This is a genomic window from Williamsia limnetica (genome assembly GCF_003217475.1).
GTDB lineage: Bacteria > Actinomycetota > Actinomycetes > Mycobacteriales > Mycobacteriaceae > Williamsia > Williamsia limnetica.
Genome location: NZ_QJSP01000007.1, coordinates 237,789 through 249,832, shown reverse-complemented (window position 1 = coordinate 249,832; position 12,044 = coordinate 237,789). Strand labels below are relative to the sequence as shown.

The 12,044-nt window shown below is 62.4% G+C and carries 13 protein-coding genes and 1 pseudogene; 11 read left to right on the top strand and 3 right to left on the bottom strand.

What is annotated here, in order from left to right:
• Positions 1-559: 559 nt before the first annotated feature.
• From DFR67_RS13690 to DFR67_RS13670, 5 genes are all read left to right on the top strand, one after another.
• On the top strand, positions 560-757 hold the full coding sequence (locus DFR67_RS13690) for a hypothetical protein (protein WP_110470053.1): 198 nt from the start codon (positions 560-562) through the stop codon (positions 755-757).
• Positions 758-914: 157 nt separating this feature from the next.
• Positions 915-1,379 carry a nuclear transport factor 2 family protein gene (locus DFR67_RS13685; RefSeq protein WP_084836500.1) on the top strand — a complete coding sequence of 155 codons (465 nt, stop codon included), beginning with the start codon at positions 915-917 and terminating at the stop codon, positions 1,377-1,379.
• Between the two features lie 9 nt (positions 1,380-1,388).
• The gene (locus DFR67_RS13680; protein ID WP_110470052.1) at positions 1,389-2,198 is read left to right on the top strand and encodes an SDR family NAD(P)-dependent oxidoreductase; all 810 of its coding nucleotides are present in this window, start codon (positions 1,389-1,391) and stop codon (positions 2,196-2,198) included.
• A gap of 15 nt (positions 2,199-2,213) precedes the next feature.
• Positions 2,214-3,128, top strand: coding sequence for an LLM class F420-dependent oxidoreductase (locus tag DFR67_RS13675; protein WP_084836502.1), 915 nt, complete (start codon positions 2,214-2,216; stop codon positions 3,126-3,128).
• Between the two features lie 174 nt (positions 3,129-3,302).
• A complete protein-coding gene (locus tag DFR67_RS13670; protein ID WP_084836503.1) occupies positions 3,303-4,535 on the top strand; it encodes an amidohydrolase family protein in 1,233 nt (410 codons plus the stop codon).
• Between the two features lie 110 nt (positions 4,536-4,645).
• Here the strand turns inward: DFR67_RS13670 and DFR67_RS13665 are convergent, their stop codons facing one another.
• Positions 4,646-5,257, bottom strand: a complete 612-nt coding sequence (locus DFR67_RS13665) for a TetR/AcrR family transcriptional regulator (RefSeq protein ID WP_110470051.1) — start codon at positions 5,255-5,257, stop codon at positions 4,646-4,648.
• A 279-nt stretch (positions 5,258-5,536) separates the two neighbouring features.
• Here DFR67_RS13665 and DFR67_RS13660 point away from each other — a divergent pair, with 279 nt between their 5' ends.
• From DFR67_RS13660 to DFR67_RS13650, 3 genes and pseudogenes are all read left to right on the top strand, one after another.
• Complete coding sequence (locus DFR67_RS13660; RefSeq protein WP_084836505.1) at positions 5,537-5,905, top strand: DUF4286 family protein; 369 nt, start codon at positions 5,537-5,539, stop codon at positions 5,903-5,905.
• A pseudogene (locus DFR67_RS13655) lies at positions 5,902-7,038 on the top strand (thiolase C-terminal domain-containing protein). Before DFR67_RS13660 ends, DFR67_RS13655 begins: the two are co-directional and overlap by 4 nt.
• Complete coding sequence (locus tag DFR67_RS13650) at positions 7,035-7,460, top strand: Zn-ribbon domain-containing OB-fold protein (RefSeq protein ID WP_084836507.1); 426 nt, start codon at positions 7,035-7,037, stop codon at positions 7,458-7,460. The pseudogene DFR67_RS13655 and the gene DFR67_RS13650 overlap by 4 nt, the downstream one beginning before the upstream one ends.
• 104 nt (positions 7,461-7,564) lie before the next feature.
• Here the strand turns inward: DFR67_RS13650 and DFR67_RS13645 are convergent, their stop codons facing one another.
• Positions 7,565-8,362 carry an SDR family oxidoreductase gene (locus DFR67_RS13645; protein WP_084836508.1) on the bottom strand — a complete coding sequence of 266 codons (798 nt, stop codon included), beginning with the start codon at positions 8,360-8,362 and terminating at the stop codon, positions 7,565-7,567.
• 308 nt (positions 8,363-8,670) lie between these two features.
• Between DFR67_RS13645 and DFR67_RS13640 the strand changes: the two genes are divergently transcribed.
• From DFR67_RS13640 to DFR67_RS13630, 3 genes are read left to right on the top strand one after another with little or no spacing between them, the layout of a single operon-like run.
• A complete protein-coding gene (locus DFR67_RS13640; RefSeq protein ID WP_110470050.1) occupies positions 8,671-9,675 on the top strand; it encodes a Rieske 2Fe-2S domain-containing protein in 1,005 nt (334 codons plus the stop codon).
• A gap of 8 nt (positions 9,676-9,683) precedes the next feature.
• The gene (locus DFR67_RS13635) at positions 9,684-10,316 is read left to right on the top strand and encodes a TetR/AcrR family transcriptional regulator (RefSeq protein ID WP_158539959.1); all 633 of its coding nucleotides are present in this window, start codon (positions 9,684-9,686) and stop codon (positions 10,314-10,316) included.
• Complete coding sequence (locus tag DFR67_RS13630) at positions 10,303-11,388, top strand: 2Fe-2S iron-sulfur cluster-binding protein (RefSeq protein ID WP_425451274.1); 1,086 nt, start codon at positions 10,303-10,305, stop codon at positions 11,386-11,388. Before DFR67_RS13635 ends, DFR67_RS13630 begins: the two co-directional genes overlap by 14 nt.
• A gap of 164 nt (positions 11,389-11,552) precedes the next feature.
• Here the strand turns inward: DFR67_RS13630 and DFR67_RS13625 are convergent, their stop codons facing one another.
• Positions 11,553-11,819 (bottom strand): hypothetical protein, encoded by a 267-nt coding sequence (locus DFR67_RS13625; RefSeq protein ID WP_146240442.1) that lies wholly within the window; start codon positions 11,817-11,819, stop codon positions 11,553-11,555.
• Positions 11,820-12,044: the final 225 nt, after the last annotated feature.

Genomic DNA, 12,044 nt, shown 5'->3' with positions numbered 1-12,044 from the left:
CCGAATAGCCCTCACAAGCGAGGTTTGGTGGGTCCGACGGGAGCTTGAACCACAACTCGGCCCGCGAACTCTTCTAGTGTACGTCCGTATAGATAACTAATTAACCGGTTTCGCAAAATCGGACATATTCTGACGGGATGAACTACTTGACCGGAGCCTCCTGAGGATTCGGCTGAACTGAGGGTCGCGGCCGGCAGCGGACCGGCGGTGGCAGCTGTGGAGCCGAGCCCTGTCGAACGCAGGTTCGGCATAACAATCGTGGAGGCTGATCCGAGGACCGGTCGCAGTTTGCTGACCATGGATGTCGCCTCTCTCGAGAACACGGAGACGGGAGTGAGGAGCCTGGGGCCACTGGCGCTGATGCTCGACGGATCCGGTGGGTTGTCGAACCATATTGTGCGACCGGACGACACGAGCACGCAACGTTGTTGGAGCAATTGTCACTCCGACTGGACGGCGCCGCGTCAGGATACAGCTTGATTCCGATGCCCTGCAATCGAAGCAGGGTGAGTCGGATGCCCATTATCTTGGCTCGCTGCGTATCAACTACCTCCGGCCGATGAAGGTGGGGGATGGGGCCCGTTACGACGCGACCCCGGTTCGGATCGGGCGCGGCACCGCAGTGGCCGACAGCGTGGCCATCGGCGCCGATGGCCAGGCATCGGCGATAGCGCGCGTCAAACACGTACCGATGATCGGTGCCACCGACCGGAAGCACCCCGGCTGTGGACCCCGGATGACTCTGCACCGATTGTGATCACCTACCGGAGGCGATCTGCGGTGCTGATCTATGACACCCGCCGCATTCTTTGAAAGTGTTCCGTCTTGTCCGGATCGGGGATAGCGTTATGAGGTCTTTCATTTAACTATTTGCTCCACTAGGGTGCGCAAAGGGAGCATACGGAGGTTATGCGTTGAACGTCGAACATCTCATCGCTCGGGAGCTGGTTCGCGATCGGTATGCCCGATACAACCGGGCGGGTGACAAGGGGCGACTGGACGAGCTTGCGGCATGCTTCACGGAGGATGGGTCTCTGGAGGCGCGAAACTCCTTTGCCACAACGGGGCGTCAGAACATCATCGACACGCTGACCTCGGTGTCTGCGGAACTGGTGGCGCATGCCACCGCTCAGGCGGCGACGACGCGACCCATCGTCCGGCACTTTGTCGCGAGCCTTCGCTTCGATTCGATCACGCCCGACCGGATCGAGTCCTCGGCCTACTTCGCGGTCTTCCATGCCGATGCCGCCGATCACTGGGGCACGTATCGCGATGTTCTGGTGCCGGTGGGAGATGAGTGGTTGTTCAAGCGCCGACTCGTTGTGATCGATGGAACACGCCCGGGTTCGTCTGCCGCGTCGAGCATGATCGGAGGATGAGGACTCGTCATGGATTTACAGCTCAAAGGCAAACGCGCACTGGTGACCGGTAGTAACGGGGGCATCGGCGCGGCAATTGCGCAGGCGCTCGCCGATGAGGGCGTATCGGTGGTGCTGCACGGCCGAAACGAGGAGAAACTGGCGGCGGCGGAGGCCGAGATCTCAGGTCGAGGTGGTGCCGTCGCATCGGCAGCCGGTGATCTGTCGACCGATGAGGGCGCCCACGGCGTCGCCGCGAAAGCCGTCGACGCGTTCGGGGGAATCGACATCTTGGTGAACAACGCCGGGGGCGCCTCGGAGACCGGAGGTGGTTCGTGGTTCGATCTCGCGCCCAGCGAGTGGGCCGCCACCTATGAGAGCAACGTCATTTCGGCGGGCCGACTGATCCACCAGGTCGTGCCGGGCATGAAGGCCGACGGTTGGGGACGGATCATTCAGATCTCCAGCGCCGCAGGCATCATCCCGACGTCTGGTCAACCTGACTACGGTCCGTCCAAGGCGGCGCTGGTCAACATGTCGATGGGCCTGTCGAAGGCGCTCGCCGGCTCGGGGATCACCGTGAACACGGTGTCGCCCGGCATGATCATGACCGACAAGCTCGTCGAGTTCCTGCGCAGATTCGCAGAGAAGCGCGGCTGGGGCGACGATGTCGACCGAGCGACCGACTACGTGCTCAAGGGCACTGGCCAAACCGTCACCCGAATCGGGCAGGTCGAGGACGTCGCGTATGCAGTGACCATGCTCGCCAGCCCTAACTCCGGCTTCATCAACGGGGTGAACCTCCACCTCGACGGCGGCGGAACCGGATCCATCTACTAGCGGTCGGAGACCGAGATGAAACTCAATTTTCAATTTCCCACCGGGTCGGTCAAGCACTGGGACACCTGGATCGGTGCACACGAGTTCGCCGAGATCGCCGTGGTAGCCGAGGCCAGTGGATTCGACATCGTCTCCACCACAGATCATCCATTTCCCTCGGAGGAGTGGTTGGTGGGCGGAGGTCACCACGCGCTCGACCCGTTTGTGGCGCTGTCGTTCATGGCTGCTACAACGTCCAGAATTCGACTGCTGACGTTCATTCTCGTTGCGGGATACCGTAATCCGTACACAACAGCGAAGTCTGCGGCGTCGCTGGATCTGTTGTCCGGCGGCCGGTTGATTGCCGGGATGGGTGCGGGGTACCAGGCAAATGAGTTCGACGTCCTGGGTGCGTCGTTCGATGACCGCGGACCGCGTTTCGACGAGGCGATCGTGGCGATGCAGGAAGCGTGGACCGGCGAAGTGATCGACCGGGAGGGGCCGTTTTTTCCCGCCCACGGGCACCGGATGCTCCCACGTCCGGCGCAGCGTCCGGGGCCACCGATCTGGATCGGCGGGAACAGTAAGGCGTCGATCCGCCGCGTTGCCGAGCTCGCCGACGGCTGGCTGCCGTTCGAGCAATCCGCGGCAATGTCTGCCATCACGAATACGCCTGCGCTGCAGATTGATCAGCTTGCCGAGCGGATCGATCAGATCAGGGATATGCGGAGCGTTCTGGGGCGGTCAGCCGACTTCGAGGTGTGCTTCACACCGACCGCGCGACGCGACTCGGATGAGACGGCCGACGCAGTGGCACAGCAGATCGGCCCGTTGTCCGAGGCCGGCGTCACCCACATCTCGGTGGAATCGAAGACGCGCAGCATGGATGCCTGCCTGGCGGAGATCGAACTGCTGGGCACGCGACTGGCCGGTGTCGGAACAGTCGGCTGAGGTGTCACTGCTGCCGTTGCGCGGACGTTATGACAACCATGTCACCGCTGTGGATGGTCTATAACTGCTTGTCAAGACAGTGATAGATCGGTCTCACCGACACTGTTTGACGTTTCCGTCAAACTCGTGCAAGCTGAACGAAGACTTCAGCCACCCGATAGAAAAGGCGGACCCATGACAGATTTGAACGATGTGCCGATTTTCGACGCCGATACGCACATGTACGAGACGCCGGATGCCCTGACCAAGTTCCTGCCTGAAAAGTTCTCGCCGGCAGTGCAATACGTCCAGGTCGGTAAGCGCACCCGGATCGCGATCCTGAACAAGATCACGGAGTTCATCCCGAATCCGACCTTCGAGAAGGTGGCCGCGCCGGGCGCGCACGAGAAGTTCTACTCCGGTCAAAATGTCGAAGGTCTGACCTTGCGAGAGATGCAGGGAACGGCCATCGAGGCGCCGCCTGCCTCTCGGGAGCCCCGCGCGCGGATCGAAGAGATCAACCGACAGGGCGTGGACGCCGCGCTCGTCTACCCGACCCTGGCCAACCTGGTGGAGCATTCTGCCGCCGAGGATCCCGACCTCACCGTCGCGATGATCCATGCCCTCAACCAGTGGATGCTCGAGACGTGGGGCTTCACCCACGAGAACCGGTTGTTCATGACGCCGGTCATCACGTGCGCTCTTGTGGATGAGGCACGTCGCGAGCTGGAATACCTGGTCGACAACGGTGCCAAGGTGGTGCTGATCAAGCCCGCGCCCGTCAACGGCTACAGAGGCTGGCGGTCGCCGGCATTGCCCGAGTTCGACCCGTTCTGGAAAGACGTCGAGGATGCGGGTATGCCCGTTGTGCTGCACGCCAGCCAGCCCCCGCTCGATGAATACATCAACAAGTGGGAACCGCCGTCCACCAACAACTTCATGACCATGAGCTCTTTCCGTTGGCTGGCGCTGGGCCACCGCGAGATCTCGGACATGCTGGGGTCGCTCATCTGCCACGGCACGCTGACTCGCTTCCCGAAGCTGCGCATCGCGTCGGTGGAGAACGGCAGCGCCTGGATTCATCCGCTGTTCCACGACCTCGCGGATCTGAACAAGAAGATGCCGCAGAACTTCCCGGAGGACCCGCTCGAGGTCTTCCGTCGGAACGTGTGGGTGAGCCCCTTCTGGGAAGGGTCGGTCAGTGATGTCGTGGAAACCGTCGGCTGGGACAAGGTCATGTTCGGTTCGGACTACCCGCATCCCGAAGGGTTGACCGAGCCGAAGGGCTTCTACAAGTATGCCGAGGGCATGAGTGAACGGCGTGCCTACGACTTCATGGGTGACAACGCACGCCGGTTCCTCGGTCTACCGCTGCGCAACCCGAGTCCGGACGCCGCCGAGGCGCCCGCGGACGCCATCTCGGTCTGACCCGCACACACGGGAAGACCAGGGTCCGAGCACATTGTGCTCGGGCCCTGGTCCAGTCCTACTCGGAGGAACTGGCTGTGTCCGAGTCAGCCGCACCCGGTCGCCCGTGCTCAGGGGCCGCTGTCCTGGTAGTTGCCGATCAACCCGTGAAGGGTCTCGAACTCAGAACGCATCACGTCTTCGGGTACCGAGCCTGGCGACCGTATCCACCGGTCGATCGAGCGTTCGACGACCAGCATCCCGACTGAAGCCAGGAGGATGCACCGCTCGTCGGCCACCGCGATCTTGCGACGCTCCGCGATGGCGTCAGTGACCGTCCTGGCGCTGGTGTCGTGGTTTTTTCGTTCTTGGCCGATGAGCTTGACCGATGAAGAGACAGCCTCCCGATAGAGCGTGATGCGCCCCCGTTGTCTCGACAATCCCGGTGCCAAAGTGATGAAAGCCTGTGCCATCGCATCGAGTTCGGACATCGACTCCGGTTGCGCCAGGTACACACCGCTGAAAGCCCGTACGAAGTCGTACTCACCGAGGAAGAGAACCGATTCCTTCGTCGGGAAATAGCGGAAGAACGTCCGCGGTGACACGCCGGCGCCCTTGGCGATCTGATCCGTGGTGGTCTGATCGAAACCGTTCGTGCTGAACAGGTTCAATGCCGCGTCGACCAATGCCAGCCGAGTCTGGGTGGCACGATCTTGCCGCCGTGACCGGTCGCCGGATTGCATCGCTGTGGTGGTCCTTTCGAAGCGGCACCTGCCTTCGGTGGATGTCGCCGGGATGTCGACCGTCCCGCGCGGTGGTCACCATACTGCTCTATCGACACTCAACTGTCATTTAGACACGGCGCATGGCGGCACGGACGTCGGACGGCTCCAATACGGATTTGGTTGATTGCAGGCCATCTGGCGAGTCTTCAACCAACATCGTCGTTGACGTGTGACAGTTGACTGCCATAAAGTCGAGAATGCGAACTGCGAAACGTATCAAGCGAAAGTGGGCGCCCTATGGCGGACAGCTATCTCTTTGTCTTCTCCAATCCAACAGAGGGCAACGACGACGAGTTCAACAGCTGGTACGAGACCCGGCACGTCCCTGACGTTCTCGAGGTCGAGGGGGTCACCGCCGCGCAACGCTACGATTTGGCTCCGATCACACCGCCGGAGGTCGAGGGAATCGCCGCGCCCCCGGCCCCGGCACACCGCTATCTCGCGGTCTATGAACTCGGCCGCGACCCAGACATCGTGATGGGGTCATTTCTCGAGCGGGTCGGTTCGGGGCAGATGCCGCTGAGCGATTCTCTCGACCTTGCGGGGGTGTCGATGGCGGTATGGCGGCCACGGGGCGAGCGGAAAGTCGCCGGACCAGTCAGATGAGTTGTGCAGTTGTCGGCATCGGCAGAACCGAGTATTCGCGTCGATCGAACCGAACCCCACTCGCGATGGCCATCGAGGCGTGCCGCGGTGCCATCGACGATGCGGGATTGACGCCTGCGGACGTCGACGGGATGAGTACCTTCATGGTCAACGACTCAGCCCAACCGATCACCGTCGGTTGGGGATTGGGCATCAACGAGTTGTCGTGGGCCAATGCCATGTATGGCGGCGGTAACCTTGTTGCCGATCAGATCGCAACGGCGGCAGCGGTGATCGAGGCCGGGATGTGCCGGGCAGTTCTGGTGTACCGATCCCTCAACGGCCGGTCCGGGCACCGTTTCGGAACGGTAGAAGGTCCGATGCTGGTGGATCAGGAAAACCAGTTCGACGCCGCATCGGGATTCCTTGTGCCGCCGCAGTGGTTTGCGATGTGGGCGCGGCGCCATCAGTATGACCATGGTTCCACCGAAGAGGATCTCGGGCACATCGCGATCACCCAGCGAACCCACGCCGGGCCCAACGACCATGCGCTGCGGCGTGAACCACTGACCATGGACGACTACCTGGCCGCTCGCTGGATCAACGAGCCCTTCCGGGTGCTCGACTGCACGTCTGAGGTCGACGGCGCTGTGGCCGTGCTCGTGGTGGGCGAGGACATCGCCGCCGGCACCGCACACGATCCGGTCTGGCTCGTCGGGTCATCCAATTCGCAGAGCGGGGCGGGCTGGACACAATGGGACGACCCGGCGGCGATGTACGCGCGTTCGGCGGGCCCGAAGATCTGGGAGCGCACCGGACTCCGCCCGGCCGACATGGATGTGGCGTGCATGTACGACTGCTTCACATACACGGTGATGGCCACCATGGAAGGGTACGGATTCTGTGAGAAGGGAGAGGTCGGCACGTTCTTTGCCACGGGGTGAGCTACCTATGGCGGCGACGTGGTGGTCAATCCGCACGGAGGACTGTTGTCCGAGGGGTACATACACGGTCTCAATCACCACTTCGAAGCCGTGACCCAGCTGAGGCATTCGGCCGGGGTGCGGCAGGTCGAGGGAGCCGAACTCGCGCTGGTCACCGCCGGTGGTGGCCCGTTCGGCGGCGCCAACATCTACAGCAGGCAGCACCCATGACCGACGCACTCATGTCGGCGCCGCTGCCCGTTCCCGATCCTGACTCGGCGTCGTACTGGGATGCCCTCGCGGAGGGCAAGCTCAAGATCTGCCGTTGCGTGGACACCGGAACATGGATCCACCCACCCCTCGAACGCAGCCGGATCACCGGCGGGCCGGTGCGATTCGACGAAGTGAGTGGTTACGGAACGATATTCAGCTTCATCGTCATTCGTCAGCCCACGGTGCCCGGCCACCGACCACCGTATGTGACAGCGCTCATCGAACTCGATGAACAGTCGGGGCTGCGCATGAGCGCGGTGGTGGACGCGCAGCCGCACACGATCCGAATCGGCCAGCGGGTGAGAGCCCGGATCGTCGAGATCGGCGACAGCGGCGTGTATGCGCCCGAGTTCGTCCCCATCGGCACCGACGAAGAATGAAAGCTGGGCCCGAGTGCACACAAGGTCGGCGCGACAGCGTCACATCCGGCCGTGGGAGCGCGACCTGTGTGCAACCAGGCACGCCGATCGACGTGGGTGGACGTTCAGAACGCCGATCGGTGATGGGCGCCGTCGACACAAATGTAATGGCCGTTGAGATATCCGGCCTGGTCTGAGCACAGATAGGCGATCGTCGACGCGATCTCCTCGGGCTCACCCGCCCGGCCTGCCGGCACACCGGCCTTCTCCATGAGCCACTTCTTGCGAGCGTCGTCATCGGTGAGCCCCTCGTGAGTAGAGAGGTACCAGTTGGTGGTCTTGGTCGCGATCCAGCCCGGGGCCACGGTGTTGATGGTGATACCGAACTGGGCATACTCGTCGGCCACGCTCTTGAGGAGTCCGACCGTCGACGGACGTGTCGCGTTGGCGACCGTGTGGGGCGGCAGGCTCTGCGGTTCCTTGGCGGTTCCTGACCCGATGTGGACAAAACGCCCCCATCCGGCCTCGCGCATGGCGGGCAGTACGGCGTGCAGCATGTGCACCTGGCTGAGCGTGTACGTACGGTATGAGTCGACGTAGTCCTCGGCGCGGGTGATCTCCTCGAAGTAACCGCGCACGTGAAAGTCGGCCTGTGTCACCACGATCAGGGGGTTGCCGAGTTGTTCGGTGACTGTCGCGACCGCGGATTCGATGCCTTCTCGTGAACTCATGTCCGCCGGGACCCCGAGTGCCTCGCCGCCTGCTGCGGCGATCTCCTCGACCGCGCGGTCGATGTGTTTCTGGGTACGGGCGACGATGGCGACGCGGCTGCCCTCCGCAGCGAGCATCTTCGCCGTCTCCTTGCCGATGCCCTTGCTGCCACCGACGACAAGTGCCACTCGTCCTTTGATCCGGTAGTCCATGGATGTGTCCTTTGATCGCTTGTGGTGCTCGGCAGCCGAGCAAGGCCGGGGACTGAGGCCGCACATGACGTGTATCACTATTAAGTTAGATAAATCAATGAGTTACACCTTTTGGTGACAGGATCTGATCGCGCTATGCGGTCTGAAAGCGTTTGCCGTGCAGCATGATTAGTGCGGCAGGGGCGTATTTGGAGAAATCCGGCAACGGGTTGGTGTTTACAGAGTGCCGCTCACGGGCGTATGGTCGGGCTATCAATTTTTGACGTCCGCGCCAAAAATGTCAGCCAATTCTTCAGGAGGTCTGATCGATGGGTCAGCTCAGCATGCATCCCACCGGGTGGTTCCAGGTCGCGTGGTCGGCCGATCTGGCGATCGGTGATGTTGTCCCCTTGCACTACTTCGGTGCTGAGTTGGTCGCGTATCGCGGCAACGACGGCCTTGCGCACGTGCTCGATGCCCACTGCCAGCATCTCGGTGCCAATCTCGCCTTCGGTGGTTGTGTTGTGGACGACGGGATCCAGTGCCCGTTTCACGGGTGGGTGTGGGATGGGCGAGGGCGTAATGTCCGGATTCCTTACGAGGCCAAACCGAACCGTGCCCGTAAGGTACGCAGCTGGCCGGTCAGCGAGCGCAATGATTCCATCTACGTCTGGCATGACCTTCTCGGCCGAGACCCGATGTGGGAGGTACCGGACGCTCTGCAGAGTCTGGGTGGCCACATCAGCGCAACAACGTTCCGGCCGATCGAAGCGAACGCACGTGTGCTCACCAAGAACGTGCGGGTTCATCCGCAGACCATTGCGGAGAATGCGGTCGACCCACATCACTTCCGATATGTGCATCGCACACCGATCAGCCCGGTTGTCCTGCGGGAGAGCACCGATGACGCCTCGTGGGCGGCCAAGGTGGGGTTCGGCAACAAGTGGCAGCACGGCGTGGACAACCCTGACGACACCATCAACACGCTCGAAATCCTCTGGAGCGGAGTGGGGTTGAGCTTCAGCGGTGAGCACATGCGCAACGGCATCCGGGTCACCGGGATCTGCCCGACACCGGTCGATGACGAGGTGAGTGACATCTTCGGCACGTACTGGATCGACGAGGGCAGCGACGACCCCGAAGGGTTCATCGAAAACGGGAAGGGCGCGCTCGTCGACGACGTCAAGATCTGGAATCACCAGCGCTACATGGACCCTCCGGGGCTGTCTCCGTCTGAGGCGGCCGGATTCCGCAGATTGCGCTTGTGGGCGCGCAGTTTCTATCCGCCGGCCGAGAACGCCGAGGTCGAACGTCAGACTGTCTCCGCAGAGTAATTCGTCCGGTGAAACTGAGTGAAGCGAAACATCCGAAGTCGGCGGTAACCCGACAAGCTTTCCTTGATGCGGCCCGGGATGTGTTCGAGCGCAAGGGTTATTCCGGTACTCAGGTGAAAGACATCACCGATCGGCTTTCGGTTGCGCGGGGAAGTTTCTACTACTACTTCCGAGACAAGCGGCACATCTTCATCGAGCTGGGTACCGTCACCACACGCGAGACAGCGGACGCCGTGCGGGCGCTCGAGCTCATCGAAATCGGTGCTGACAAGTCCGCCTTCGAAGCATGGGTACGTCAGCTGTTCGACTATCTCGACCGAACCGGAGCCTTCTCGATCAGGTCCGTTGATGATTCGCCACCGGACGCCCGGTTCCAGGCAGCGGTGGCACGAGTTCATGCCGAGACAGCCGGCGTCATCGGTCGCGAGCTGGAACGATTGTCTGGGCGCTCCCTGAGCGATCCCGCCACCTCGGGGGTGTGTGTGATGGCGATGTTGGAGCGGTCGTGGTTCCTCGCACGCAACACCAAGGCTCAAATGACCCGGGAGGGCACGATCGCGGCGATCACCGATTTGATATATGCGATGGTGGGTCCTGCGCGCGTCGAGAGTTCACCGGTGTCTGCCCGTGTCGCCCACTGATCAGGCGACCGGCAGCACGCTTGGGGCGCCCGCACCGAGTTCCCCGGGGGCGGTCGCGCTACGGGTGCGAGAGGTCATCGCCGAGACCCCCGATGCCAAGACGATCGTGTTCGATGCTCCCGGTGATCAATTCTCCTACCGGCCTGGGCAATTCCTCACCCTGAGGATTCCGAGTGATCGCACGGGGTCGGTGGCGCGGTGTTACTCCCTGTCGAGCTCGCCGAGACACGACGACACGCTGATGGTCACCGTCAAGCGGACAGTCGACGGCTACGGGTCCAACTGGTTGTGTGACAACATCGCCGCGGGTCAGATCATCGAAAGTCTGCCTCCGGCCGGCGCATTCACGCCCAAAGATGTCGACCGCGACCTGCTGCTGGTCGGTGCCGGGAGTGGCATCACACCGTTGTTGTCCATCATGAAGACCGCGCTCCTGGACGGCAGTGGACGTGTGGTGCTGTTCTATGCCAATCGTTATCCCGAGTCGGTGATCTTCGCGACCCAGTTGCGCTCTCTGTTCGGCGAGTATCCCGAGAGACTCACGGTGGTGCACTGGATCGAAAGCGTGCAAGGGTTGCCGACACACCTTGCGCTGCGGTCGGTGTTGCAACCGTACGGTGATTTCGAAGCGTTCATCTGTGGTCCGAAACCCTTCATGCAGGGAGCACGCCAGGCGCTCGAACAGATCGGACTGCCGCGGGCCCGGATCCACATCGAGAACTTCGTGTCGCTGTCCGACGATCCGTTCGGCCACCACGGGCCACCAATTGTCACTGCGGACAGCGTTGAGGACAAGCGGGATGCCGCCAGGGTCACCGTCGAGCTCCACGGCGCCACCCATGAACTCGCCTGGCCCCGGTCGAAGACGCTGATCGACGTACTACTCGCTCACGGAGTAGAGGCGCCGTACTCGTGCCGGGAGGGTGAATGCGGGTCGTGCCAGGCCACGGTGCTCTCCGGACAGGTCGAGATGGCGAACGCAGGCGCTCTCGACGAGGAGGACATCGCGGACGGACTCGTCCTCGGCTGCCAGGCACACCCGGTGTCTGACCATGTGGCTGTCGAGTTCTGATTGCCGGCAGTGACTTACGGCTCAGGACCGGCGATCTGGCCGGCGTTTTCTGGAGGTGGCACCAAGGAGAGGTTCATCGAGCTCGGAACGGTGACGTACAAGGAGGAATGCCGGCCGTCGAATAAGTCAGACGTGTTGCGCCCATATAGTGGTCCTGCGGCCCCCTAGCTGACCTTGCCCTCGCTGCCCAGCGCAGATACCTCGCGGACGTGGTGCGTGTCATTGAATCCCCACAGCCGCACAACAGCTTCCCCCTCGAACTCGAAGAGGAAATGGTACATCTGCTGGTAGGCGACGCCACTCACCGTGGTCGCGGCACTTTCTGAAACGACCGCCACCCCGGTTCGCCTCAGCGGTGAACATGATCGTTCGCTGCTCGATGGGGGGGCGCGCAGCATGCCGTTGTTCACCCGCCGGATCAGGCCGCGCATGTGCTCCTTGTCCGAGAACTGCCGACTCGCAGGAACCACGAACAGTCCGCTCTGAGAACGCCTCTTCGGTTCGGGGACGTTGTCGAACGAGGCGGTTCTGTACCGACGCTGTCGTGGGGCGGTACTGACGATTGGCTTGGCGACTGAAAAACGAGAGCTGCTGCATCGCGCTTCTTGCAAGCGATCCGGGCATCGGCGAGTCGGCGTCACCTACGAACGCTCGGT

Excerpts from the sequence above, each read along its gene's own strand:
- DFR67_RS13690 (WP_110470053.1), top strand. The coding sequence starts at position 560 with ATGAAGGTGGGGGATGGGGCCCGTTACGACGCGACCCCGGTTCGGATC.
- DFR67_RS13680 (WP_110470052.1), top strand. The coding sequence starts at position 1,389 with ATGGATTTACAGCTCAAAGGCAAACGCGCACTGGTGACCGGTAGTAAC.
- DFR67_RS13675 (WP_084836502.1), top strand. The coding sequence starts at position 2,214 with ATGAAACTCAATTTTCAATTTCCCACCGGGTCGGTCAAGCACTGGGAC.
- DFR67_RS13670 (WP_084836503.1), top strand. The coding sequence starts at position 3,303 with ATGACAGATTTGAACGATGTGCCGATTTTCGACGCCGATACGCACATG.
- DFR67_RS13665 (WP_110470051.1), bottom strand. The coding sequence starts at position 5,257 with ATGCAATCCGGCGACCGGTCACGGCGGCAAGATCGTGCCACCCAGACT.
- DFR67_RS13660 (WP_084836505.1), top strand. The coding sequence starts at position 5,537 with ATGGCGGACAGCTATCTCTTTGTCTTCTCCAATCCAACAGAGGGCAAC.
- DFR67_RS13650 (WP_084836507.1), top strand. The coding sequence starts at position 7,035 with ATGACCGACGCACTCATGTCGGCGCCGCTGCCCGTTCCCGATCCTGAC.
- DFR67_RS13645 (WP_084836508.1), bottom strand. The coding sequence starts at position 8,362 with ATGGACTACCGGATCAAAGGACGAGTGGCACTTGTCGTCGGTGGCAGC.
- DFR67_RS13640 (WP_110470050.1), top strand. The coding sequence starts at position 8,671 with ATGGGTCAGCTCAGCATGCATCCCACCGGGTGGTTCCAGGTCGCGTGG.
- DFR67_RS13625 (WP_146240442.1), bottom strand. The coding sequence starts at position 11,819 with ATGCGCGGCCTGATCCGGCGGGTGAACAACGGCATGCTGCGCGCCCCC.